Consider the following 23,618-nt stretch of genomic DNA (forward strand, 5'->3'; position numbering starts at 1 on the left):
GGTAGGAACATCGAAGGTGCGTGGCGTTGCACGCGCGACGTTCTGAAGGGATGGAGCTCGAAGGGGCGCGTGGAGGGGGTCAGCGGCCTTCGAGGTCTTTCACGCGAGACTCCAGATCTTCTATGCGCTCGGCCAGCCGACGCACCTCGGTCATCGCCTGCTGAAGTTCGGAGGACGGCTCATTCTGGTCAGGAGTCTTGACCACGTATGTGCCGCGCGTCGATTGCGTGCTGATCAGGCCATCGCGCGCGAGTTCGTCCAAGGCTCGACGAACCGTCTCGACGGCCACGCTGTAGCGCTGGGCCAACTGCCGCCGTGCCGGAAGCCGCTCGCCGAGTTTGAGTCGACCTGCCGTCACCTCTTGACGCAGGTCGTCTGCAATCTGCAGGTAAGCAGGCCGAGGATCGCTGAAATCAGGCACGGACACAACACCAAGGCTAAGCCCTTCAGCTGTACCAGGAAAGCACAGTTGAGCTATATCTAGATTGAACTAGTACAGTATGGTCTACCTAGATTAGACTGATCGCCAGGCGAGAGGGAAAGGTGAAAGCAATCGTCATGGGTTGATGGCTCCGGCCAGGTGTGATGTCGGCCGTGCTTTGGATCACTAGCCGGATGGATATGCACGCATGGCAAACCAGCAGTGCGGCGTGAAGGTGGTGAGGACGGCAGGGGGATCGCGAGGCACTAAAGCGCGAGGCGAATCTTCTGACTTTATGAGTCAAGACCAGCAAAGTGATTTGTGTCATCATGGCAGATACGTCTGCTACGTACGTGATCCCTGGAACACGAGGGGGTGAGGCGTCTGGGGGATCACCAGTAGCTGGGAAGTGGACAACTGCGCATGTCGGCGTAGCTGAACAGCTCCCCGCCGAATCATGAAGTTGGCCCTCTGCAAGTTCACTACAGGAGGACCCGGCGCCCGCATTGCTTGCAGGCCAGCTGGCGCCGGGCCTCCCGCCAGACCCACTCGAAGGGAGTAGGTCATGTTCAGCATCCCATCCATCGCGAGCACGGACACCTTAGAGGTGCCTCAATGGCTCATGCGTCGGCTGCTGACTCTCGTCACCACTCTGACGGGACGCAGGCATCTTGACAAGATCTCAGCGATCGGAGTCAACGTTGATGGCTGACACCGTCTGGCTGTCGCCAGATGGCCCCCATGGTGACGACTACACCAGCGAGGTCGCCGCAGCCGTATCCGAGGCCGTCCGCGTCCTCAACCACGCCACGCTCTCCCACGTCGGCGTCACCTATCCGTCCACCGTGTACGACGTCCTCGGCCGTATCGGCATTTCGACGGCTGGGCTTGACCAACTGCTGAGGCAACTCGGCGAGGCATTGCGGCGCATGCAGGAATCCGGACAACTGGGTGACGACCACGGCGACCCCGACGAGCGTCTTGACAAGGCTCTGTCAGAGCTTACGGCAGCCCGGAAGACAGCACGTGACCTCGCGCTCCGAATCGACCGTGCCTTCAACACCACGGCCGGCCTGCATCTGACGGACAGAGGCAGGCACTAGATGAAACGGGAAGGGCTTTACTTCGACGACCGATTCCCGACTCGGAGGCAGGTAGCAGGCCTGTCGGACGCCGCATTTCGTATACATTTCACAGCGATCTTCTGGTGTGCCCACAACCTGACCGACGGTGCGGTACTCCAGGAAGACCTGATCGACGTGTGTCCGCGAGTGCGGAAGCCGCTGCGCTTCATCGCCGAACTCGTGTCCCGGGGTACCTGGCATCTGCCTGGCGAAGAGTGTCCCTCCGATCTTTGCCCAGCGCCTGTGGCGAAGGGGTGGGTGATCCATGACTTCTTCGCATTCGTGCCCGCTAAGAAGCGGGTGGAGGCAGAACGGAAGGCCAACGCCGAGCGGCAGAAAAGGTGGCGAGACAGGCGACGCAACCGGACCGAGCCGCACGCCGTCGACGGTGGCGTTAGTAACGCCGAACGTAACGCGTTACTAACGCCACGCAGTTCCGTCCAGTCCCCGAAGGGGACTAGGACGGAAGAAGATGCAGACAATCAGTCGTCTTCTCGTCGTAACGCGTGTGCCTGGGCGAACGACGACGACTCCATCGATCGCGGTATCGTCCAGCTCCTGGCTGAGTTGACCGGCCGCGAGATCCACCTCCTCGACGCGGCCGCGATCCGCCACGCGATCCTCGATGGCCGGTCCGTCAAGTACCGCAGTCGCTACGTGGCCAAGGCAATCGAGGAAGACCCCGACAAGTTCCTGCCTGCGGTCGAGGGCGTCGAGCCCAGTCCGTCGCTGAGGATCGCCCCAGATTGGTGCGGTTACTGCGACGAGCGCACCCGGCAGATGGAACTTCGCGACAACACTGTGGCGCGCTGCCCGGCGTGCCACCCACTCGTAGTTAAGAGACCTGCGTCATGACCAGACGCAAAGCGCTGTCCTGCTTGAGAAAGCACCGCAGGCAGCCTGCGCTTTCGACGTCACGGAAACATCCGACCCGCCGCCCTGCCGAGGTGCCAGCCGCAACGTGCGGATCTACGCCAAGGACGGCGGCAAAACGGCCCCGACTCCAGTACCGCCAAGCACGTCGCCGGGGCCGTACCCCTACCCGCCAGCAACGAACGCATAGGAGCGCCTCTCATCATGACCGCATCCACCACTCGTAAACAGCCGACTCCGCACATCGTCTTACCAAGTGGACCGCCCCGCCTGACGCCCAGCGCCGCCACGGAACTGCTCGCCATCCTGCTGGAGGCTCACCAAGCCATGCTGGTCAACCACCCCAACGCCGCATAGGACCCATGAACACCATCCGCTTCGCCTTCTACGGCCGAGTCTCCACCGAGGACAAGCAGGATCCCCAGTCCTCGCGAGGCTGGCAGATCACCCGCTCCCGCGCGCTCATCGAGTCGCGCGGGGGCGTGATCGTCACCGAGTTCTTCGACGTCGACAAGTCCCGTTCGATCCCCTGGCAGCGCCGCCCGCACGCGGCGGCGCTGCTCGCCGAATTACGCAACCCCGACCGCGGCTTCGACGCGGTGGTGATCGGTGAGCCGCAACGAGCCTTCTACGGCAACCAGTACGGCCTGACCTTTCCCGTCTTCGAGCACTTCAGGGTTCCGCTCTGGGTGCCCGAGGTAGGCGGCCCGATCGACCCGAACAACGAGGCCCATGACCTGGTCATGAGCGTGTTCGGCGGTATGAGCAAAGGCGAGCGCAACCGCATCAAGATCCGCGTGCGCAGTGCCATGTCAGCCCAAGCCCAGATGGAAGGCCGCTTTCTGGGAGGTCGGCCGCCTTACGGCTACCGGCTGGCCGACGCGGGCCCACACCCCAACCCGGCCAAGGCGGCCGACGGCAAGCGTGCTCACCGACTGGAGCTTGATCCCGTCGCCGCGCCCGTGGTGGAAGAGATCTTCGCGGTCTTCCTCGACGGCTACGGCCTGTTCGCCATTGCCGAGAGACTGACCCGCAACGGGATTCTGAGCCCATCAGCTCACGATCCGAGCCGGAACCGTCACCGCTCCGGCATCGCCTGGTCCAAGAGCGCGGTGCGCGCCATCTTGACCAACCCCCGCTACACCGGCCACCAGGTGTGGAACCGCCAGCGCAAGGACGAGGTCCTCATCGATGTGGACGACGTCGGCCTGGGCCACACCACGAAGCTCAGGTGGAACTCCAAGCAGAACTGGGTCTGGTCGAAGACAGTCGTTCACCCGCCGATCGTGTCCACGGAGGATTTCGACGCCGTGCAGATGACGCTGACGGGGCGAGGCGATCGCCACACCGACAAGACCCGCAAGCGCACCCCCAAGCCGTACCAGCTCCGGGGGCTGCTGTACTGCGGTGTCTGCGACCGCAGAATGCAGGGCCAATGGGTCAACGACGCGGCCTACTACCGCTGCCGCTTCCCCGAGGAGTACGCCCTGGCCAACCACCTCATGCATCCCCGCAACGTCTACCTACGAGAGGACCGCGTCGTCCCGCGACTGGACCGCTGGCTCGGCCGGCTGTTCGCGCCCCACAACGTTGACCAGACTCTCGACGTCTTGGCGGCCGCACAGGACGTGATACCGCCCGAGGCCCAAGCACTCGCTGTGGCACGCCGCCAGATCACCGAGTGCGACCGCAAGCTCGCCCAGCATCGGGCTGCCCTTGAGGCGGGCGCCGACCCGGCGCTCGTCGCCGGATGGATCCAGGAAGAGCTTGTCCGCAAGACCGCGGCCGAGCAACGCCTCGGCCGCGCGCACGTACTGCCTCAGAGGCGGCTGGGGCGTGATGAGCTGGCGGAGATCACGCACAGGCTTGGAGATATGGTGCGAGTTCTCTCGAATGCCGACCCGATCCGGAAGGCCAAGATCTACGCGAACATCGGACTGCGGCTGATCTACCACCCGTCAAAACAGAAAGTCCTGGTCACGTGTGCACATGACCAGGACCCCATAGGCGACCGGTTTGTGTCCGAGGGGGGACTTGAACCCCCATGCCCCGCAAAGGGCACTAGCACCTCAAGCTAGCGCGTCTGCCTATTCCGCCACCCGGACGTGGTGCCTGCACGTGGGACCGTCATCCCGCGTCGGCGGACTTAGGTTAGCAAACTCTTGAGCTTGCGTCATATCGGTTGGAGGGCGGGTAGGGACGGGGTGCCGGGAAGGAGGGGGCGGCGGGAGGATGGGGGTGGAAGCCGTACCGAACTCAAGGAGTCCACATGGCTGCGCTCAACGGTGAGGATGAGGTCGTCGGGCTGTGCCGCGACCTGATCAGGATCGACTCGACCAACGCGGGTGACAACTCGGGGCCCGGGGAGCGGGCCGCCGCCGAGTACGTGGCCGAGAAACTGGCCGAGGTCGGGCTGGAGCCGCAGATCCTGGAGTCGGACAGGGGGCGGGCCAACGTGATCGCCCGCATCACGGGGGAGAACTCCTCGCGGGACGCGCTGCTGCTGCACGGACATCTGGACGTCGTGCCCTTCGACGCCGCCGACTGGGCCCACCACCCGCTCAGCGGTGAGATCGCGGACGGCTGTGTCTGGGGACGCGGCGCGGTCGACATGAAGGACATGGACGCGATGATCCTCGCGGTCGTGCGACAGCGGCTCAGCGAGGGGCGGCGCCCGCCGAGGGACGTGGTGCTGGCCTTCACCGCCGACGAGGAGGCCGGGGGGCACTACGGCGCGCAGTGGCTGGTCGAGCAGCACAAGGACCTGTTCGACGGGTGCTCTGAGGCGATCGGTGAGGTGGGCGGGTTCAGCGTCTCCATCGACGAGGCGCGCAGGCTCTATCTGATCGAGGCGGCCGAGAAGGGCATCGCCTGGATGCGCCTGACCGCCACCGGCCGGGCCGGGCACGGCTCGATGCTCAACGCGGAGAACGCGGTCACCGAGCTGGCCGAGGCGGTGGGCCGCATCGGCCGGTACGAGTGGCCGGTACGGATGACACAGACGGTGAGGATGTTCCTGGAGGAGACCTCCAGGGCGCTGGAGCTGGAGCTTGACCTGGACGACGCGGAGAAGACCGTCGCCAAGCTGGGGCCGCTGGCGCGGATGATCGGCGCCACGCTGCGCAACACCGCCAACCCCACGATGCTGGAGGGCGGCTACAAGGCCAATGTGATCCCCCAGGTCGCCACCGCGCATGTGGACGGCCGTTTCCTGCCGGGATATGAGGACGAGTTCTTCCAGACCGTCGACGAGCTGCTCGGCCCCAATGTGACCAGGGAGTTCATCTACCACGACATCGCCATCGAGACCGGTTTCGACGGGCCGTTGGTGCGCGCCATGGCCGACGCCCTCCTCGCCGAGGACCCGGGCGCGCTGGCCGTGCCGTACACGTTGTCGGGGGGGACGGACTTGAAGGCGTTCGGCCGGATGGGAATTCGAGGGTTCGGGTTCGCGCCGCTGAAGCTCCCCGCCGACCTGGACTTCTCCGGGATGTTCCATGGGGTGGACGAGAGGGTGCCGGTGGATTCGTTGCGGTTCGGGGTCCGGGTTCTTGACCGATTCCTGGACGGTTGCTGATCCGTTCCCGGGAAACCCGTTGCGTTGACTCCATGTGGTGCTAACGTGACTCTCCGTTGAAGGGTGGCCCGTGTCCAAGCGGGCCTGTCCAGGAGCTTTGGGAGGCCATGTGGCGCACGTGCCGCACGAGCAGTGGAGGGCGTCCTCGCCCGCTGCTCGACGCGTGCTCGTGGCCTTCTCCGTCGACGACACGATCCCCGACCGGGCCGACCGGATGGCGCGGTTCGCGGCCGGCGCCCGGTGGGGCATCAGGCAAGCCCTCGCCATCGGCGGTCTCCTGGCCGCCGCATGGCTGCTCGCGATCGTCTTCGGCTTTCTCAGTGCCACTCCCGCGGCCGCGGACGCCACCGTGGCGACAGGAGTGGCCCGCTCCCAGACCCCCGACGCTGTCGCTTCCGGATCGGCTGCAAAGGTCGATGACTTCCCCACGGGTAGCGGCAAACCGTCGGCGACGGACAACGCCGAAGCCATGGCGGGGCGAGGTGTGGACGGGCTCACCAGCCAGTCCAAGCCGGGGGCCCCGGCACCCGCCACCGTCGACCACGGTTCTGGCACCAATGGATTCGTGCCCCAGAGCGGTGGTGGATCCGGCCTCTTCGGCTCGGGTCCGGGGGATGTCGCGTGGTTCGCCTGCGACCCGCGACTGGTGACGCAGCGTGTTCCGCTGGCGTTCGTGCTCCCCCCCGTCGTCCGCACAGCGGCGGACGACCCTTCTTTCTCCCCTGACTGACACCGTCTCGTAGACCGGCCTGATCTCCTTTCGAGTGATCCGCCGGTCGCGGAGCCTGTCTCGATCCTCCGTCCCCCGGAGAGTCGCTCCACCGGTGAGCGGTGAGCAGGCCGACGAGTCAGCCGGTTCCCAACTCCTCGTGACGGCCCGCCTGGGCCTCCGCTGTGCGGGCCCTGTCCGGTCCTCGCATGGCACTCGCATGCCCTCACGAGGGCTCAAGGTCCCCCCGAGACTGCTAGGAGCTTCAATCATGCGTACGTGGGTTAGGGGCACCGCCCCTGCGGCACTGCTCGCACTGGGCGTCATGGCCATGGGCGGCGGTACCGCCTTCGCCGACACCGACGGTGACCACTCGATCGCCGGAGGAAACCAGGTCAATCTTCCGATCACCCTGCCGATCGACATCAGTGGAAACGCCGTCGCTGTGGCCGGGCAGTCGGCCGCCTCCTCCGAAGGGGGCGCGTCCGCCGAGAACGGCGGCGGCGGCGCGGGGGGCAACGAGACCTCCGGTCGGGGCAGCGTCCTGGGCGGCAACCAGGTGGTCGCGCCGATCACCGCGCCCGTCAACGCCTGCGGCAACGCGGTGTCGGTGATCGGCCGTTCCGAGGCGGGTTGCCGTGGCGGTGCCTCGGTGCGGAACCAGGGTGGGAACGGCGGCGGTGCCGGTGGCAACCGCACGAACGGTGATCACAGCATCGGCGGCGGCAACCAGGTGGTGGCGCCGATCACCGCGCCGATCAACGCCTGCGGCAACTCCTTCGCGATCTTCGGTGGGGCGACCGCCGGTTGCCGGGGTGGTGCCTCGGTGAGCGGTCAGGGTGGCGGCGGTGGGGCCGGTGGCAACCGCACCTCCGGTCGGGGCAGCGTCCTGGGTGGTAACCAGGTGGTGGCGCCCATCACCGCGCCGATCAACATCTGCGGCAACTCGGTCGCCGTCGTCGGCGAGGCGTTCTCCGGCTGCGAGGGCGGTGCCGAGGTCGGCGGCGGCAGGCCCGGCGGGCCGGGGCAGCCCGGTGGTCCTGGGCACCCTGGCGGTCCTGGTCACCCCGGCGGGCCGGGGCACCCTGGCGGGCCCGGGCAGCCCGGCGGGCCCGGGCACCCTGGTGGTCCGGGACGGCCGGGCGGCCCGGGGGAGCACGGTGGCCCTGGCAAGCCCGACTGGCCGGGTAAGCCGGGCTACGGCGGTCACGGCGGTCACGGCGGCCACGGCGGCTGGGAGCGCGGCCCGCGTCCGGGTGGTCCCGGCTCGGGGTACGGCCGGCCGGGAAACGACACCGATGGGCGCTTCGGAGCCGGCAGCGGTAACCAGGTGGTCGCGCCGATCACCGCGCCCGCCAACGTCTGTGGCAGCGCCGTCGGCAACGGCCAGGCGGGCTGCCCGGGCGGCTCGTCCGCGGGGACGGGCCAGGGCGGCGGTGCGGGCGGCAACCGCACCTCCGGTCGGGGCAGCGTCCTGGGTGGTAACCAGGTGGTGGCGCCGATCACCGCGCCGATCAACGTCTGCGGCAACGCGGTGGCCGTCCTGGGTGGGGCCTTCGCCGGATGTCAGGGCGGTGCGTCCGTCGGGGCCGGTGGTCCCGGTGGCGGCGGTGCCGGTGGCAACCGTACGAACGGTGATCACAGCATCGGCGGCGGCAACCAGGTGGTGGCGCCGATCACCGCGCCGATCAACGTCTGCGGCAACGCGGTGGGCGTGCTAGGCCGGGCCGCGGCCGGATGCAGGGGCGGCGCCTCGGTCTCCGGCGGTGCGGGTGCGGGGGCCGGCGGCAACCGCACCTCCGGTCGGGGCAGCGTCCTGGGTGGTAACCAGGTGGTGGCGCCGATCACCGCGCCGATCAACATCTGTGGCAACGCGGTCGCCGTCCTGGGCGACGCCGCCGCGGGCTGCCTCGGCGGCTCTCGTGCAGGAGGGCCGGGCGGTGGTCAGTGGGGCGGCCACGAGGGTGGTCAGTGGGGCGGCAACAAGGGCGGCCGCGACGGCTGGGATGGCAAGCCCGGCAGGAACAGGACCAGTAGCCTGCTGTCCGTCCTCCCCGCCGTTCCGGGGGTCGACGGCGAGGCCGGTCAGGCGTCGCCGTCCGACGCCCGCGGTGCCCGGAAGGCGGGCCGGTCCCAGCTTCCGGCCGCCGGTCTGCCCGAGCTCCCCGTCATGCCCGCCACACCGGTGAGCAAGCGGGCCGCGGCGGCCGACAGCAGCTCGCCGCTGGCTCCCGTCACGGGCCTGACGTCCTCGGCTCCGGCCGGTGACCTGCCGATCCGTGACCTGGGTCTGATGAGTGCCGCTCAGCCCGTCGGCGTGACCGGGATGAACGTCGGTTCCCTGGTCACCCTGCTGATCGGCGCGTTGGCCGCGGCCTCCGCGACCGTCTTCGGCACCACCCGCCGCATCCGTTTCGGCAAAAAGTAAGGCATTAGTCACCTATTAGGCATGCCTTCCTCAGGGCCACTGAGGAAGGCGCGCAGACGCCTCGACGGCGGCGAGACAGGACGACCGTGCCCGTGTGGTGCGGTGCTCGCTCGCCTGGCGAGGCACGGAAGCTTTGCCCGTCCCGGGGGCGCGGCCCGGGGCGGGCAAAGCCATGTTTGGAATCACATCGTCCTGGTCACACGTATGATCTTCCGGCGCAGCCGGACGTCTCGGCGGCCATCGGGATACAGTCGCAGGCGGTCGAGCTCCCAGTCACCGTATTCTGCGTGTTCGGTCAGTATCTGGCGGGCTGCGTCCCGTGAGGTGCCACGCGGGAGATGGAGAACCAAGTAGGAGTAGTCCAGCACAGCGATTAGTCTCCGAGGGTGAGCTGAGGGACGTCGACACTCATAGGGCTTTATTCTGCGTCCTTGCGGCTTTCCTTGGGAGTGTTCCCGACTCAGATCGGGTAACCCGAGGGGAAGTAAACGGGGAACGAATGCGAACAGCGAGGTAGGAAGCAGCGTGCCAGCCAAGAACGGCAACGCCGGCGGAAACCGCCTGGTGATCGTCGAGTCGCCTTCCAAGGCGAAGACCATCGCCGGGTACCTCGGCCGCGGCTACGTCGTGGAGTCCAGCATCGGGCATATTCGTGATCTCCCTGAGAAGGCCGACGACATCCCCGAGAAGTACAAGGGGGAGTCCTGGGCACGCCTCGGCGTCAATGTGGATCACGAGTTTGAGCCGCTCTACGTCGTCAACCACGACAAGAAGGCACAGGTGAGCAAGCTCAAGCAGCTGCTCAAGGATGCCGACGAGCTCTATCTCGCCACTGACGAGGACCGCGAGGGCGAGGCGATCGCCTGGCATCTCCGCGAGGTGCTCAATCCCAAGGTCCCGGTGCACCGCATGGTGTTCCACGAGATCACCCCGCGGGCGATCCAGGAGGCGGTGGCCAATCCCCGCGCCCTGAACCTGCGGCTGGTCGACGCCCAGGAGACCCGGCGCATCCTCGACCGTCTCTACGGCTACGAGGTCAGCCCGGTCCTGTGGAAGAAGGTCAAGCCCCGGCTTTCGGCAGGGCGCGTGCAGTCCGTGGCGACCCGGCTGGTCGTGGAGCGCGAGCGCGAGCGCCTGGCGTTCACCAGCGCGAGTTACTGGGACCTGCAGGCGCTGCTCGACACCGGCGGCGACGAGGTTCCGCACGAGTTCACCGCCATGCTGACCGGCGTGGACGGGAAGCGCGTCGCCCAGGGCCGGGACTTCGCGAGCAACGGCACCCTCAAGAGCGCCGATGTGCTGCACCTGGACGAGCAGGCCGCCCAGGCCCTGGCCGGGCGGCTGGCCGGGGTGCCGTACAAGGTCAGGTCGGTCGAGCGCAAGCCGTACACCCGCAAGCCGTACGCGCCGTTCAGGACGACCACGCTGCAGCAGGAGGCCAGCCGCAAGCTGGGCTTCTCCGCGAAGTCGACGATGCAGGTCGCCCAGCGCCTCTACGAGAACGGCTTCATCACCTACATGCGGACCGACAGCATCACGCTGTCGGAGACCGCCGTCGCCGCCGCCCGCAGCCAGGCCATCAAGCTCTACGGCTCGGCCTATGTGCCCGACAAGCCGCGCGTCTACGCCAGCAAGGTGAAGAACGCGCAGGAGGCGCACGAGGCGATCCGCCCCTCGGGTGAGGAGTTCCGCACGCCGGGCGAGACCGGGCTGACCGGTGACATGTTCCGCCTGTACGAGCTGATCTGGCAGCGGACCGTGGCCTCCCAGATGAAGGACGCGGTCGGCGAGTCGGTCACCGTCAAGGTGGACGGCACGTCCAGTTCGGGGGAGCGGGTCGAGTTCAGTGCCTCCGGGCGGACCATCACCTTCCACGGCTTCCTGAAGGCCTATGTCGAGGGCGCGGACGACCCGTCCACCGACCGCGACGACTCCGAGAAGCGCCTGCCGAACCTGAGCGAGAACGACCCGCTCACCGCGTCCGCGCTGAACGTGCTGTCGCACGCCACCAAGCCGCCGGCCCGGTACACGGAGGCGTCGCTGATCAAGGAGCTGGAAGACCGGGAGATCGGCCGTCCTTCGACGTACGCGTCGATCATCGGAACGATTCTGGACCGCGGCTACGTCTTCAAGAAGGGCACCGCCCTGGTGCCGTCCTTCCTGGCGTTCGCGGTGGTCAACCTGCTGGAGCGGCACTTCGGCCACCTCGTCGACTACGACTTCACCGCCGACATGGAGAAGGTCCTCGACGACATCGCCAACGACCGGGCGGAGCGGGTGCCCGAGCTGCGCCGGTTCTACTTCGGCGTGGACGGCGGCGAGGGGCTGAAGGAACTGGTCACCGATCTCGGCGAGATCGACGCCAAGGAGATCAGCTCGTTCTCGATCAGGGGCACCGACATCATGATCCGGGTGGGCCGCTACGGCCCGTACCTGGACCGCGAAGGTGTCCGGGTGAACGTGCCGGAGGACCTGGCCCCCGACGAGCTCACCGCGTCGATGGCCGAGGAGCTGTTCTCCCGCCCGACGGGTGACCGGGAGCTGGGCAAGGACCCGGTGACCGGGCACGTGATCGTGGCCAAGGACGGCCGCTTCGGCCCGTACGTCACCGAGATCCTGCCGGTGGAGGCGCCTCCGGCCGAGGGCAAGAAGAAGACCAAGAAGGCCGACGCTCCCAAGCCGCGCACCGGGTCGCTGCTCAAGTCGATGTCCCTGGACACCGTCACCCTTGAGGACGCCCTGCTTCTGCTCTCGCTGCCGAGGGTGCTCGGGGTGATCGACGACCAGGAGGTCACGGCGCAGAACGGCAAGTTCGGGCCGTACATCAAGAAGGGCACCGACTCTCGTTCCCTGAAGTCGGAGGAGGAGTTGTTCACGGTCACCCTCGACCAGGCCAAGGAGCTGTTCGCCCAGCCCAAGACCAGGGGCAGGCGGGCCGCGGCCGCGCCGCCGCTGCGCGAGCTGGGCGAGGACTCGGTCTCCAAGAAGCCGATCGTGGTGAAGGAGGGGCGGTTCGGGCCCTACGTCACCGACGGGGAGACCAACGCCTCGCTGCGCAAGGGGGACGAGGTCGAGCAGATCACCACCGAACGCGCCGCCGAGCTTCTCGCTGACCGCCGTGCCCGTGGCCCGGCGCCCAAGCGTCCCCGCACCACCCGGGCCAAGGCCAAGGCCTGACGCCGCCGAGCCAGGGCACCTCGTACGGGGCTCTGGCCCGTGGGGTCACCGCGCCCGCCGGGAACGCATTCGCCGTTTCGGGCGTTCTTCGGAACGCGCCGGGATGGCCGGTGGGCGCGAAAGGGAAGGCAAGTGACGATCGTGGGCTTCGTATCGCTGGTCATCTGTGCGATCACGGTGGTCCACTACTACCTGTGGCGTCGTCTGGTCCGCTCTACCACCCGGCCGGGGCGGACCCGCCGGGTGCTGACCTGGGTCCTCGTCGGCCTGGCGGTGCTCGCCCCCGTGACGCTGGTCGCCTCCCGCAGTGAGTGGGGGCACTTCCTGGCGTGGCCGGGATTCTTCTGGATCGCGACGATGTTCTACCTCCTCGTGTTCCTGGTGGTCCTGGAGATCCCCAGGGCCGTGGCCCTGCTGGTGGTGCGCGGGGTGGAGCACCGGGCCGAGCGGCGCGGGGTGCCGCCGGGGGTGGCCGCCCGCCGTGCGAAACGAGACGCGCAGCCGGAGCTCGCCGTTCGATCCGAAACCGCCGTCACACCGGCGTCCGTGGCCGCCGTTCATCCCGAGCACTCCCTCCGGTCCGTCTCGGTGGCCCGGACCGACCGTGGGGAGTCCGCGATCGGTGGGGTGGTGGTCGTACCGGGCCCCGGAGGCACGCCGCGTGGCGGAGGGGCGAAGGACACGGCCGGGCTGAGCAGGAGGCTGTTCATCGCCCGTACGGCGGCGGTCGCCGCCGGGGCGGGGGCGCTCGGCACGATCGGGTTCGGGATCAGGACCGCTCTCGGCGACCCGGTGATCGAGTCGGTCGGGGTGGTGCTGCCCAGGCTGGATCCGCGCCTGAACGGCCTGCGGTTCGCGGTTGTCAGCGACATCCACCTGGGCCCGCTCACCGGTACGGAGCACACCCGGCGCATCGTCCGCATGATCAACTCATTGGAGGCCGACGTGGTCGCCGTGGTCGGCGACCTGGTCGACGGCACGGTGGCCGAGCTCGGCCCGCTGGCCAGGCCGTTGAAGGATCTCGAATCCCGCTACGGCGCCTACTTCGTCACCGGCAACCACGAGTACTACACCGCGGGCGGCCCGCAGGAGTGGATCGAGGAACTCCGCGAACTCGGCGTCCGCCCGCTGGGCAACGAGCGTGTGGAGATCGCCCACGGGGGAGCCGTGCTCGATCTCGCCGGGGTCAACGACGTCGGCGGCGTCGCATCGGGTGACGGTCCGGACTTCGAGCGGGCGCTGGGGGGCCGTGACCGCTCCCGCTCCACGGTCCTGCTCGCCCACCAGCCGGTCCAGGCGGTCCAGGCGGCCACCTACGGAGTGGACCTTCAGTTGTCCGGCCACACGCACGGAGGGCAGATGGTCCCCTTCAACCTGATCATTCCGATGCAGCAGCCGGTCGTCTCCGGTCTCGGCGAGGTGGACGGCACCCAGGTCTACGTGACGCGGGGCGCGGGTTTCTGGGGGCCGCCGGTCCGGGTGGGCGCCCCGCCCGAGATAACCCTGCTGGAAGTCCGGAACGAGAAGTCTCGGTAGTCCGGCACCGATCGGGAAGGGGACGCATCACTGGAAACACGAGCATCTGACGCTTCTTTTCGGGTGTGACACCTGCGGGGCACAGGGCGGAGGCATTACCCTCGTGCGACGGGCAGCCGGGCGTTCTCGCCTGGCTCATGTTCTCCCCAGCCCAGCGAGCACCTGGATACGCTGACACTATGACCACCCTTGGCCGGAGCACCGCGCGACGCAAGCCCCCCCACGTGCTGGCCAACACCCCGTTCCGCAAACTGTGGACGGCGATGTCGGTGTGCAGCCTCGGAGACTGGCTCAACCTGCTGGCACTGACCGCCCTGGCGGGCAACCTCACGGTGGGGTCCGGCTACAAGGTCCAGAGCCTGGCCATCGGAGGCGTCTTCGTGGCGAAGATGCTCCCCGCCATCCTGCTGGGTCCGCTCGCCGGCGCGTTCGCCGACCGGTTCGACCGGCGGATGACGATGTTCTTCTGCGACTTCCTGCGCTTCGCGCTGGTGCTGTCGATCCCGCTGATCGGCAACTACCAATGGGTGATCATCGCCACCTTCCTGGTCGAGTGCGTCAACCTCTTCTGGGTTCCGGCCAAGGACGCCACGGTGCCCAACCTGGTGCCCAAGGAGCGGCTGGAGGAGGCCAACCAGCTCAACCTCCTGGTCACCTACGGGACCGCGCCGGTCGCCGCGCTGCTGTTCGCGGTGTTGTCGGTCGCCGACGACGCCCTGGGCAACCTGGTGCCGTTCTTCGCCCAGCGGGAGACCTACCTGGCGCTGTTCATCAACGCGCTCGCCTACCTGGTCTCGGCCTTCATCATCCTTTCGCTCAAGGACATCCCGAAGGCCGGCGCGCGGGCCGCGACCTCCACGCCGTCGGTGCTGCGGCAGATCTTCGAGGGCTGGCGGTTCGTCGGCGGTAACCGGCTGATCCGCGGCCTGATCATCGGCATGCTGGGTGCGTTCGCCGCCGGCGGTGCGGTGGTCGGGGTGGCCAAGATCTACGTGGGCGCGCTGGGCGGCGGCGACGCGGCGTACGGCGTGGTCTTCGGGGCGGTCTTCGTCGGCATGGCGTCCGGCATGTTCTTCGGGCCGAGGCTGCTGAGGGAGCTGTCGCGGCGACGGTTGTTCGGCCTGTCGATCGTGGTGGCCGGGGTGGTCCTCGTCGCGATCGCGCTCGTCCACAACCTGGTGATCGTCGTCCTGCTGACCGTGCTGCTCGGCGCGTGCGCGGGAATCGCCTGGATCATCGGCTACACGATGATCGGGCTGGAGGTGGACGACAACCTGCGGGGCCGCACGTTCTCCTTCCTGCAGTCGCTCGCCCGGGTGACCCTGCTGCTGGTGGTCGCGGTCGCGCCGACCCTGGCGGGCCTGTTCGGTGAGCGGGAGATCAGGGTCGGGCAGGAGCCGGTCTACCAGTTCGACGGCTCCAACCTGGTGCTGCTGGTCGGCGGGTTGCTCGCGGTGGCCGTCGGGACCGTCGCGCTACGGCAGATGGACGACCGCAGGGGCGTCTCGATCGTCGCCGACCTGATCGCCGCGGCACGCGGGGAGCGGTTCGCCCCCGAGAGCGCCGAGCAGGCACGCGGGATGTTCATCGCCTTCGAGGGTGGTGAGGGGTCGGGCAAGACCACCCAGTCCAGGCTGCTGGCGATCTGGCTGCGCGACCAGGGCTTCGACGTCGTACAGACCCGCGAGCCGGGCTCGACCAAGGTGGGCATGCGGCTGCGCGCGATCCTGCTCGACGCGGTGCACCAGGGGCTGTCCGCGAGGTCGGAGGCCCTGCTGTACGCGGCCGACCGGGCCGAGCATGTGGAGAAGGTCATCCGCCCGGCCCTCCAGCGGGGCTCCATGGTGATCTCCGACCGGTACGTCGACTCGTCGCTGGCCTACCAGGGCGCGGGCCGGGCGCTGGACATCGAGGACGTCAAGAGGATCAACGGCTGGGCCACCGGTGGGCTCGTTCCCGATCTCACCGTGCTCATCGACACCCCGCCGTCGGTGGGGCTGGCCCGGCTGGGCGGGGCCGCCGACCGCATCGAGTCGGAGCCGCTGGAGTTCCATGAGCGCGTCCGCCGAGAGTTCCGGGCGCTGGCCGCCGCGGAGCCGGATCGCTACCTGGTCCTCGACGGGACCCTGACCCAGGAACGGATCTCCTCGCTCATCTACGACCGGGTTCGCGAGATCATGCCCGACCCGGTGCCACAGGAGTCGGAGGACGTCACCGGGACCATCCCGGCGATTCGCGACTGACCCGGTGCCTCCGCGAGCCGTGAGCGGAGCCGAGGTCGCGGGAGAGTCCTCTCCGTGAGCTCCTGACCCGGCGACGCGACCGGCACCGGCGGTAGGTTGGGTCCGTGGGAGTCTTTGATGATCTTGTGGGACAGGAGCGGGCCGCCATGACGCTCCGCCGGGCCGCGGCGGCCGGTGCCGACCTGCTGGCCGGGGGGCGCGGTGCCGGGATGACTCACGCGTGGCTGTTCACCGGGCCGCCCGGGTCCGGGCGTGAGGAGGCCGCGCGGGCGTTCGCCGCCGCGCTGTTCTGCCCCGAGCAGGGGTGCGGCCACTGCGACATGTGCCACCAGGTGTCGGTCGGCTCCCACCCGGACTTGGAGATCGTCCGCCCGCAGGGACTCTCGTACGGCATCAAGGACACCCGCAGGCTCATCCTGCGCGCGGCCGGGGCGCCGACGCTGGGCCGCTGGCGGGTCGTGCTGTTCGAGGACGCCGACCGAGCGACCGAGGGGGCGTCCAACGCGCTGCTCAAGGCCATCGAGGAGCCGCCGCCGAAGACCGTCTGGCTGCTCTGCGCGCCTGCTCCGGACGACATGATGATCACTATCAGGTCCCGTTGCCGGATCGTCACGCTCGTCACCCCGCCCACCTCGGCGGTCGCCCACGTGCTGGCCACGCGCGAGAACGTGCCGCCGACGATGGCGGAGTTCGCGGCCAGGGCCGCCCAGGGGCACATCGACCGCGCTCGCAGGCTAGCCCTGGACGAGGAGGCGCGCTCGCGTCGCGAGGCGGTGCTGTCCATCCCCCGGTCGCTCACCGGCGTCGGGGAGTGCGTGATGGCCGCCGAACGCCTGGTGAAGACCGCCGAGGACGAGGCCGCCGCGGTCACGGCGGTGCTGAACGAGGCGGAGATCATCGAGTTGCGCCAGGTCTACGGCGAGGGCTCCACCGGAAAGGGGCTCAACAGGGGGCTGATCCGCGGTGGTGCCGGGGCGCTCAAGGACCTTGAGGACCGGCAGAAGTCCCGGGCGACCCGCACCAAGCGCGACGTCATCGACGCGGCACTGCTCGACCTGGTGGCGTTCTACCGCGACGTGCTGGCCGTGCAGTTCGGCGCACACGTGGAACTGGCCAGCGAGGACCGCCGCGCCGATCTGGAAGACCTGGCCGGTGCCTCCACCCCGGAGGACACCCTGCGCAGGATCGACGCCATCATGCGCTGCCGGAGGAGGCTGGCGGCCAATGTCAGCCCGCAGATGGCCGTGGAGTCGATGACTCTCTCGTTGCGTCAGCCCCGGCTCTGATCCGCCTTGACGGGAGGCGACCCGGAGGCGGTTTTTACGTTATAGGCTGAAATATAGGAATTGGGCAGACCGGAACCTTGAGGCGATCGGTGGGCCCTATGCCGGGGTGGCAGGCAGGCGGACGTGCGCCACCGCGATGGCCGGGAGGTTTCCGGCCGGCGGACATGGATGGTTCGGAGGCGCACATCGTGGTCCGCTGGGGGCCGGAGTTCGGGCTGATCAACTTTGGCCGATATCGGACACTTCGAAGTTTCCAGTAACCCGGCGTGACGGATATCGGCTGGTGAAGGACCGCGATCGTCGTGACTGTGCATCTCCTACCCACCTTTTTCCGATTAGATGGAACCATTGCTCGCTAAATCACCTCAAAGCATGAGTGTGGGTCGTTAGGATTCACGGGCAAAAATCAATGCTTTTGTTATAAAACAACGGGAAGTGTCCTGCTCTACGGGGATGAGCAGCGAAGGCCGGGGGAATTTCAGTGAGCACCGAGGCACGCCACCGGGTGGTCCCGTCCGTGGGCGGGCGGGCCGTCACGAGCCGGGTAGACGATGACGACACGCTGAGGATCGAATGGTCGGCGCCGACGGACGCGGAGATCGTCCTCCGGCATGCGGAGACCGGTGAGGAGTGCGGGGCGGCGGACCTGACGGTGCTGGCCCCGGGGCTCTGGATGGCCTCGTGCCGGGGCGAGCCCGTCGCCACCGACGACCCGGGGTTCTCGCTCGACGGGCTCTGGTCCTACGCCGAGACCCGCCGCAACCGGGAGATCAGGGCGTTCCGCACCTCCCTCGGCACGCTGGGCCTGCGGATCCGCGAGGTCGAACCGTACGTCGAGGTGATCCGGGTGACCGCCGACGAGGGAGTGATCGCCGTCGAGGGCTCCGTCGCGTACGGTGACCCGATCCGGGGGGAGGCCCGGCTTGTGGCGGTGGCCCGCCGGGGGCCGGAGCCGGTGAGCGGGCCGGCGACGTTCCAGGGACGGTGGTTCGAGGGAGCGATCGAGATCGCGCCGATGGCCGAGGCGCAGGTACGGCGCCGGGTCTTCTGGGACCTGTACGCGGAGATCTCCGGGATCCGGCTGCCGCTGGCGACCCGTCTTGATGACATAACGGAGAAGAAGGTCAAAGTTCGTTTTCCTGCCCAGCGTGTCGGGCAGGTGAGGGTCCGCCCGTACTACACCGAGACCGACAGTCTCGCCGTCGCGCTCAGCATCGAAGGGGAGAAACCATGAAGATCTCCTTTCTCATTCTCAACGCCTACGGCATGGGCGGCACCATCCGCGCCACCTTCGACCTCGCCGCCGCCATGTCCGAGCGGCACGAGGTCGAGATCGTCAGTGTCTTCCAGCACACCGACACCCCCTTCCTGCCGCTGAGCCCCGGGGTCAGGCTCCGTTCGCTGGTGGACCTGCGGGAGGGGGCCAGGGTCCGCTGGCCGTACACGAAGAGGGCCGAGCGGCTGGGGGCGCGGGAGAGCGCGCTGATCCACCCCGAGGAGCGCGCCTACGCGTCCTTCAGCGCCTGGAGCGACGAGGTCCTCGTCCGCGAGCTGCGCAGACTCCGCAGCGACGTCCTGATCACCACCCGCGCGGGTCTCAACATCATGGCCGCGAGGTATGCCCGCAGGAAGGTCGTCACGATCGCCCAGGAGCACCTGCACTTCGAGGCGCATCAGCCCGGGATCTTCGAGGAGATCCGGACCTGGTACCCGAAGCTGGACGCGGTCGTCACCCTCACCGAGGCCGACGAGCACGACTACCGGAACATGCTCAACGGGTCGCCCACCCGGGTGTTCACCATCGGCAACGGGCTGCCCGGCGGACCGCGTCCACGCTCCAGGCAGGAGAACCGGATCGTGCTGGCCGCGGGCAGGCTGGTGCCGGTCAAGGGGTACGACCGGCTGCTGAAGGCGTTCGTCCGGGTGGCCAGGGAACGTCCCGACTGGAAGCTGCGGATCTACGGCGAGGGCCGGGTCGGCGACAAGCTCATCAAGCAGGCGGTCAAGCTGCGGCTGCACAACAACGTCACGTTCATGGGTCCCACCGGTGACATCGAGGGCGAGCTCGCCAAGGCGTCGATCCACGCGGTCAGTTCCCGCTTCGAGGGCTTCGGCATGACCATCATCGAGGCGTTCGCCTCCGGGGTGCCGGTGGTCAGCTTCGACTGCCCCCGTGGACCTCGCGAGATCATCACACCCGGGATCGACGGACTGCTGGTCCCCGCCGACGATGTGGACGCCCTGGCCGACGGGCTGATCCAGATGATCGACGACGAGGAGGGCCGCCACAGGATGGCCAAGAACGCCCTCCAGACGGCCCGGAGCTACGACATCTCGACGATCGCCGAACGCTGGGAGAAGTCCTTCGCCCAACTCGGCCGCTGAGCGGCTGCCCGGGGGCCCCGGCCGTTGACGGGCCCCGCGCCGACAGACGACTCTCTCCCCGCGGGCTGTTCGAAAGGGAGCAGTGCTCGTCCCCGGAGCTCCAGCCACCAGGTTCTCGATGGGGCGGCCCGTGTTCACCTCTTGGCGGCCCCGCGCTCTGCAGGGTGCGGAGCGTAGGGTGAGCACGAGCCGTACCCCCAGGTTTGGAGCCATATGGGCATGATCATGGCGGTGAGTTTCACCCGCTACGGCAGGCTGTACTACCTCGACCCCGGCGAGCACAGCCCCAAGGTCGGTGACAAGGTGCTGGTGCCCACCGAGGCCGGACCCGAGGTGGCCGAGTGCGTCTGGGCGCCGCAGTGGACGAGCGAGGAGATCGGCGGGCTGCCGCTGTGCGCGGGCATCGCGACCGAGGAACACCTGACCCGCGACGAGGGCAACAAACGGCGCCGCGCGGAGGCCCGGAGCGTCTCCAAGCGCCTGATCAAGCGGCACACGCTGCCGATGAAGGTCGTCGGCGTCGACTACCTGGACGCGGAGAACGTCTACACGGTCTACTTCTCCGCCCCGCAACGGGTCGACTTCCGCGCCCTCGTCCGCGACCTGGCCCGCAACCTGCGCGCCAGGGTGGAACTGCGCCAGATAGGCCCGCGCGACGAGGCCCGCCTCCAGGGCGGCATCGGCCCCTGCGGCCGCGACCTGTGCTGCGCCACCTTCCTCAAGGACTTCGAGCCGGTCTCCGTCCGGATGGCCAAGGACCAGGACCTGCCGGTCAACCCGCTGCGCATCGCGGGGGCGTGCGGGCGGCTGATGTGCTGCCTGAAGTACGAGCACCCCCTCTACCTCGACGCTCAGAGCAGGATGCCCCGGATCGGGCTGAAGGTCGACACCCCCGAGGGGGCCGGGACCGTCGTGGGCCGCAACGTGCCCTCGGACTCCGTCGTGGTCCGCCTGGAGGACGGCGGTCGCCGCTGCGCCTGCCCGTCGGCCTCGGTCTGCTCCCCTCGCAAGCAGCACGACGAGGCGTACGGCGGCGCGGTGCGGGTCGCCGAGAGCGGGCCGGAAGGGTGACCGATCGGCTTCCCGTCACGGGGTCTCGGCGCGGGCGTAGGATTCGACCGTTCAGCCTCTCCGCGTGTCGGCCCCCTTGCCGGATCCGCGTGTGACCCCGACCTACGGACTACGGAACGGACAAGGCGTGAGATCCCGTGTGACCGCCGTACTGGCGGCGGTGGCCCTGCTCGCGAGCGCGTGCACCGGCGCCGACGTCCCCGCCGACGCCAGTGGCGGCACCGGAGCCGGCCGCGGTGTGGCGGGAGCGGCTCTCGGCTGGAACGAGTGCGAGGACGGTTTCGAGTGCGCCAAGCTCGCCGTACCGCTCGATCACAGCAAGCCGGACGGCGAGAAGATCGAGCTCAGTGTGATCCGGCTCCCGGCCTCGGGGAAGCGGATCGGCTCGATCCTCCTCAATCCCGGCGGGCCGGGTGCCTCCGGAGTGCAGTACGCGCGAAGTGCCCGCACCGCGGTGAGCGAGGCGGTTCGCGAGCGCTTCGACGTCGTGGGCTTCGACCCGCGCGGGGTCGGCGAGTCCGCGCCCGTCCGGTGTCTGTCGGCGAGCGAGCTGGACGTCTTCGTCGGCCTCGACAACTCGCCCGACTCACCGGGAGAGGTCACCGTGCTCAAGGAGGGGGCGCAACGGTTCGCCGCCGGATGCGAGACCCGATCGGGCAGGCTCCTGCCGTACGTCGGCACCGCCGGCGCCGCCAGGGACATGGACCTGCTGCGTGCCGCCGTCGGTGACTCCCACCTCACCTACCTCGGCAAGTCGTACGGCACACAGCTGGGTGCCGTCTACGCCGATCTCTTTCCCGACCGGGTCCGCGCCCTCGTCCTGGACGGCGCCGTGGACCCCTCGCTCGGCCCGCTGGAGCTGAACACCGCGCAGGCACGCGGTTTCGAGGTCGCCCTCGACGCGTTCCTGGAAAACTGCCTCGCGGCCACCGACTGCCCCTTCCAGGGCTCCGTCGCCTCCGCCCGTGCGGAGATCACCGAGCTGCTCCGCAGGGCGGACACCGCCTCCCTGACCAACAGGACCGGCGACGACCGTACGGTGACCGAGGCCTGGGCCATGCTCGGTGTGATCACCCCGCTCTACGACCGGCAGGCATGGCCGGTCCTCCGCCAGGCGCTGGCCCAGGCGCTGAAGGGTGACGGCACCGTCCTGCTCCGGATGGCCGACCTGCTGGTCGACCGTGGGGAGGACGGCGAGTACACCAACCAGACCGAGTCCAACCTGGCGGTCAACTGCGTCGACAGCGTCTACCCCCAAGACCCCGCCGCCTACGCCGAGGCGGCCGAACAGGCGGCCAGGGTCGCCCCACTGTTCGGTGCGTACGTCATGTGGAGCTCACTGCCCTGCGCGTACTGGCCGGTCAAGGCGGGTGCCCGGGAGAAGATCGACGCCCCCGGAGCTCCGCCCATCATGGTCGTCGGTACCAGACGCGACCCCGCCACGCCCTACCAGTGGTCAGAGGCCCTCGCCTCCCAGCTCTCCTCCGGTGTCCTCGTCGGTTTCGACGGAGACGGCCACACCGCTTATCTGACCGGCTCGGCGTGTGTGGATCGCCTGGTGGACGACTACCTGATCGATCTGACCGTCCCCGCCGACGGAACCCAGTGTCCGAAGATCGGCTGATTCCGGTGCGCGGGAAGGCCCTGGGAGCCTGTAGACTGCCGTAAGTCGTGGTGAAACACGGCACGCCGCCTTAGCTCAGTCGGCCAGAGCACTTCACTCGTAATGAAGGGGTCTGGGGTTCGATTCCCCAAGGCGGCTCCAGGTCGAAAGGCCCCCACCGGGTTCCGGTGGGGGCCTTTTGCTAGAAGGTGTCACTGCGATGTGGCTTGAGCCCAAAATCCCGCCAGATCCGCCCGATCGTCGACCTGCTCAGCCCGCTGCGCTCGGCCATCGAGGCCCGCGACCAGTGCGTGGCCCCTCTGGGCGTCTCCTCCAGCGTCGCCACCACCACCTGTTCGACCTGGTCCAGGGTGATCGATGGCGGCCGGCCCGGCCGCTGTTCGTCGATGAGCCCGTCCAGCCGCAGCCGAATGAACCGGGTCCGCCACTTCGACACCGTGTCGGGATGCACCCGCAGTTCAGCCGCGATCTGCTGGTTGTCCCTGCCGTCCGCGCACGCCAGCACGATCTTCGACCGCATCGCCAGGACCTGCGACGACTTCGCCCGCCGCGCCCATCGCTGCAGCGTGGCCCGTTCCTGGTCGGTCACTGACAACTCCGACTTCGGTCGTCCTGGACGCACCTCGTCGACCAGCCCGTCGATCCCACCGCGAGCGAAGGCCGCCCGCCACTTGCGCACCGTGGCCAATGCCGCTCCCAGGTCCCGCGACACCTGCGCGTTGCTTGCCCCCGGCTCGGCACACGCCAGCACGATCTTCGCCCGGATCGCCAGCCTCGACGGCTCCGCCGACATACCGATCAGCCGAGCACGCTCAACCTCACTCAGATGAATCTCCACCGCCGATGGACCAGGACGCGACATACAGATCGGAACCTGTCAATTTAATCAAGGCAGTTGAGCTGGGCTAATTCTGTGTCGGCTGTTCTGGCGTGTCCTTCTGCTCGTTCGTGTCGTCGTTCTTGGGCTTGTTGATCCATGCCGGTCCGGGCAGGTCGGGCGGGGCGGGGATGCCGCCGGATGCGAACCGCTCGGGATGCGTGGCGTGGGCGGCGGCCAGGACACGGGCGCGTCGGTCACGGACGACGCCGGCGCGGCCGTAGTGCACATCGGCCGGGTGGTGGTAGCCGATCCCGGAGTGGTAGTGCTCGTGGTTGTACCAGGTG

The 23,618-nt window shown here is 68.5% G+C and carries 17 protein-coding genes, 2 tRNA genes and 2 pseudogenes; 15 read left to right on the top strand and 6 right to left on the bottom strand.

Annotated elements, in window-relative coordinates; translation table 11 throughout:
- Nucleotides 1–79 precede the first annotated feature (79 nt).
- Entirely contained in the window at nt 80–427 is a 348-nt protein-coding gene (locus AB0J58_RS33525) for a GntR family transcriptional regulator (RefSeq protein WP_355618067.1), read from the bottom strand.
- A gap of 698 nt (nt 428–1,125) precedes the next feature.
- On the opposite strand from AB0J58_RS33525, the gene AB0J58_RS33530 reads away from it, so the two are divergent.
- The 3 genes and pseudogenes from AB0J58_RS33530 to AB0J58_RS33540 all read left to right on the top strand — a co-directional run.
- Complete coding sequence (locus AB0J58_RS33530) at nt 1,126–1,524, top strand: hypothetical protein (RefSeq protein WP_364223513.1); 399 nt, start codon at nt 1,126–1,128, stop codon at nt 1,522–1,524.
- Nucleotides 1,525–2,400, top strand: a complete 876-nt coding sequence (locus AB0J58_RS33535; RefSeq protein ID WP_364223515.1) for a hypothetical protein — start codon at nt 1,525–1,527, stop codon at nt 2,398–2,400.
- Between the two features lie 380 nt (nt 2,401–2,780).
- A pseudogene (locus tag AB0J58_RS33540) lies at nt 2,781–3,893 on the top strand (recombinase family protein); the annotation flags it as partial.
- A gap of 48 nt (nt 3,894–3,941) precedes the next feature.
- Here the strand turns inward: AB0J58_RS33540 and AB0J58_RS33545 are convergent.
- On the bottom strand, nt 3,942–4,280 hold the full coding sequence (locus AB0J58_RS33545) for a hypothetical protein (protein ID WP_364223517.1): 339 nt from the start codon (nt 4,278–4,280) through the stop codon (nt 3,942–3,944).
- 157 nt (nt 4,281–4,437) lie between these two features.
- Nucleotides 4,438–4,523 (bottom strand) — tRNA-Leu (locus AB0J58_RS33550).
- 164 nt (nt 4,524–4,687) lie between these two features.
- Between AB0J58_RS33550 and AB0J58_RS33555 the strand changes: the two genes are divergently transcribed.
- From AB0J58_RS33555 to AB0J58_RS33565, 3 genes are all read left to right on the top strand, one after another.
- Nucleotides 4,688–5,995 carry a M20/M25/M40 family metallo-hydrolase gene (locus AB0J58_RS33555; protein ID WP_364223519.1) on the top strand — a complete coding sequence of 436 codons (1,308 nt, stop codon included), beginning with the start codon at nt 4,688–4,690 and terminating at the stop codon, nt 5,993–5,995.
- Between the two features lie 109 nt (nt 5,996–6,104).
- Nucleotides 6,105–6,725 carry a hypothetical protein gene (locus tag AB0J58_RS33560; RefSeq protein ID WP_364223521.1) on the top strand — a complete coding sequence of 207 codons (621 nt, stop codon included), beginning with the start codon at nt 6,105–6,107 and terminating at the stop codon, nt 6,723–6,725.
- Nucleotides 6,726–6,975: 250 nt separating this feature from the next.
- Nucleotides 6,976–9,132: a chaplin family protein gene (locus AB0J58_RS33565; RefSeq protein ID WP_364223523.1), complete on the top strand. Its 2,157-nt coding sequence runs from the start codon at nt 6,976–6,978 to the stop codon at nt 9,130–9,132.
- A gap of 182 nt (nt 9,133–9,314) precedes the next feature.
- Here the strand turns inward: AB0J58_RS33565 and AB0J58_RS33570 are convergent, their stop codons facing one another.
- Nucleotides 9,315–9,500 carry a DUF5703 family protein gene (locus AB0J58_RS33570; protein ID WP_012895568.1) on the bottom strand — a complete coding sequence of 62 codons (186 nt, stop codon included), beginning with the start codon at nt 9,498–9,500 and terminating at the stop codon, nt 9,315–9,317.
- Between the two features lie 157 nt (nt 9,501–9,657).
- Here AB0J58_RS33570 and topA point away from each other — a divergent pair, with 157 nt between their 5' ends.
- From topA to AB0J58_RS33615, 9 genes are all read left to right on the top strand, one after another.
- Entirely contained in the window at nt 9,658–12,309 is a 2,652-nt protein-coding gene (gene topA / locus AB0J58_RS33575; protein WP_343971417.1) for a type I DNA topoisomerase, read from the top strand.
- A gap of 132 nt (nt 12,310–12,441) precedes the next feature.
- A complete protein-coding gene (locus tag AB0J58_RS33580; RefSeq protein WP_364223525.1) occupies nt 12,442–13,845 on the top strand; it encodes a metallophosphoesterase in 1,404 nt (467 codons plus the stop codon).
- A 179-nt stretch (nt 13,846–14,024) separates the two neighbouring features.
- Nucleotides 14,025–16,088, top strand: coding sequence for a dTMP kinase (gene tmk / locus AB0J58_RS33585; protein ID WP_364223527.1), 2,064 nt, complete (start codon nt 14,025–14,027; stop codon nt 16,086–16,088).
- 104 nt (nt 16,089–16,192) lie between these two features.
- Complete coding sequence (locus tag AB0J58_RS33590; protein ID WP_364223529.1) at nt 16,193–17,374, top strand: DNA polymerase III subunit delta'; 1,182 nt, start codon at nt 16,193–16,195, stop codon at nt 17,372–17,374.
- 481 nt (nt 17,375–17,855) lie between these two features.
- Nucleotides 17,856–18,608: a hypothetical protein gene (locus tag AB0J58_RS33595; RefSeq protein WP_364223531.1), complete on the top strand. Its 753-nt coding sequence runs from the start codon at nt 17,856–17,858 to the stop codon at nt 18,606–18,608.
- The gene (locus AB0J58_RS33600; RefSeq protein WP_364223533.1) at nt 18,605–19,759 is read left to right on the top strand and encodes a glycosyltransferase family 4 protein; all 1,155 of its coding nucleotides are present in this window, start codon (nt 18,605–18,607) and stop codon (nt 19,757–19,759) included. The genes AB0J58_RS33595 and AB0J58_RS33600 overlap by 4 nt, the downstream gene beginning before the upstream one ends.
- A 219-nt stretch (nt 19,760–19,978) precedes the next feature.
- Nucleotides 19,979–20,830: a regulatory iron-sulfur-containing complex subunit RicT gene (ricT, locus tag AB0J58_RS33605; protein WP_343971717.1), complete on the top strand. Its 852-nt coding sequence runs from the start codon at nt 19,979–19,981 to the stop codon at nt 20,828–20,830.
- Between the two features lie 127 nt (nt 20,831–20,957).
- Nucleotides 20,958–22,454, top strand: a complete 1,497-nt coding sequence (locus tag AB0J58_RS33610; RefSeq protein ID WP_364223535.1) for an alpha/beta hydrolase — start codon at nt 20,958–20,960, stop codon at nt 22,452–22,454.
- A 64-nt stretch (nt 22,455–22,518) separates the two neighbouring features.
- Nucleotides 22,519–22,595, top strand: a tRNA-Thr gene (locus AB0J58_RS33615).
- A gap of 40 nt (nt 22,596–22,635) precedes the next feature.
- Here the strand turns inward: AB0J58_RS33615 and AB0J58_RS33620 are convergent.
- Together AB0J58_RS33620 and AB0J58_RS33625 are read right to left on the bottom strand one after the other, a co-directional pair.
- On the bottom strand, nt 22,636–23,247 hold the full coding sequence (locus tag AB0J58_RS33620) for a helix-turn-helix domain-containing protein (protein WP_364223537.1): 612 nt from the start codon (nt 23,245–23,247) through the stop codon (nt 22,636–22,638).
- A 112-nt stretch (nt 23,248–23,359) separates the two neighbouring features.
- A pseudogene (locus AB0J58_RS33625) lies at nt 23,360–23,618 on the bottom strand (hypothetical protein); the annotation flags it as partial.

The organism is Streptosporangium sp. NPDC049644, from assembly GCF_040675205.1.
Lineage (GTDB): Bacteria > Actinomycetota > Actinomycetes > Streptosporangiales > Streptosporangiaceae > Streptosporangium > Streptosporangium fukuiense.

Bases quoted from the DNA above. Each gene is read 5' to 3' on its own strand.
- AB0J58_RS33565 (WP_364223523.1), top strand. From the start codon at position 6,976: ATGCGTACGTGGGTTAGGGGCACCGCCCCTGCGGCACTGCTCGCACTG.
- AB0J58_RS33600 (WP_364223533.1), top strand. From the start codon at position 18,605: ATGAAGATCTCCTTTCTCATTCTCAACGCCTACGGCATGGGCGGCACC.
- ricT (WP_343971717.1), top strand. From the start codon at position 19,979: ATGATCATGGCGGTGAGTTTCACCCGCTACGGCAGGCTGTACTACCTC.
- AB0J58_RS33620 (WP_364223537.1), bottom strand. From the start codon at position 23,247: ATGTCGGCGGAGCCGTCGAGGCTGGCGATCCGGGCGAAGATCGTGCTG.
- AB0J58_RS33555 (WP_364223519.1), top strand. From the start codon at position 4,688: ATGGCTGCGCTCAACGGTGAGGATGAGGTCGTCGGGCTGTGCCGCGAC.
- AB0J58_RS33530 (WP_364223513.1), top strand. From the start codon at position 1,126: ATGGCTGACACCGTCTGGCTGTCGCCAGATGGCCCCCATGGTGACGAC.
- AB0J58_RS33535 (WP_364223515.1), top strand. From the start codon at position 1,525: ATGAAACGGGAAGGGCTTTACTTCGACGACCGATTCCCGACTCGGAGG.
- tmk (WP_364223527.1), top strand. From the start codon at position 14,025: ATGACCACCCTTGGCCGGAGCACCGCGCGACGCAAGCCCCCCCACGTG.